This is a genomic window from Psychrobacter sp. 1Y4 (assembly GCF_051847555.1).
Map to the genome: position 1 here is coordinate 1 of NZ_JBPYDE010000184.1, position 1,009 is coordinate 1,009.

Consider the following 1,009-nt stretch of genomic DNA (forward strand, 5'->3'; position numbering starts at 1 on the left):
AGATTATACTACAAGCAATCACCCTAGGCAGTACCATTGCTTATGGTCTAATACCAATGAATGCGCTCGTTAACGATGATAGATTGAAAAATTTGTCAATTTGCGTCATTATGAGGCAGTTTTTTATCCAAAAATGGTGCGACATCCGTGCAAAAATCCAATTTTAAGTTACCAAATACCAAGCTATCACCATCATCTAAGCCTGCTATGAATGCTTTACCTTCACAGCAGCGCGGCTTGGTATTTAGTAGTCTTCTCTTAATTATCATCATCGCTGGCATGGTGCTATTTGCACTGTATTTGGTCAAGCTTGATCGCACCATTACCCATAAGTTCGAAGGCAAGCGCTGGGATATTCCAGCTAAAGTATACTCACAGCCGCTTGAGCTATATCAGGGTGCCAATATCGATAGAGATACGATGAAAACGTGGCTAGAGTTGCTTAATTATCAAAGCAACAAGTCTTATGATCGTACTGGCACTTATCATAGATCGGGCAATACTTATTTTATCCATACACGCGGCTTTACCTATAGCTCGAGCGATATAGATGCTGAGCAAGTCATCAAAATGACCCTTGCTGGTAATAAAGTTGACTCTATTCAAAGCACCTTACCTGCCAAAAGCGGCATCATTCGTCTAGAGCCAGTGAGTATCGGTGGCATCTATCCAGACAGTAACGAAGATCGAATGGTTGTGTCTTTAGATGACGTGCCTCAGCCACTAATTGATGCCTTGATTGCCACCGAGGATCGCGCGTTTTATGAGCATAAAGGCGTCTCGATACGCGGTATCGCCCGTGCCGTAATCAATAACTTTACTGGTGGTGCTAGACAAGGTGGCTCGACAATCACCCAGCAGCTGATCAAAAACTTTTACCTCAACTCTGATCGCACCCTCAAACGCAAAGCCAATGAGGCGTTGATGGCGGTACTACTTGAGCTGCATTATAGTAAAGATGAAATTTTACAGACCTATTTGAACGAAATTTATTTGGGTCAAAACGGCA

Annotated in this window: 1 protein-coding gene; it reads left to right on the plus strand. The window is 42.8% G+C overall.

Annotation, left to right across the window (positions count from 1 at the left end; all coding sequences use genetic code 11):
* Positions 1-147: 147 nt before the first annotated feature.
* Positions 148-1,009: transglycosylase domain-containing protein (locus tag ACS8FC_RS15130; RefSeq protein ID WP_439297376.1), on the plus strand; the 862-nt coding region annotated here is incomplete at its 3' end.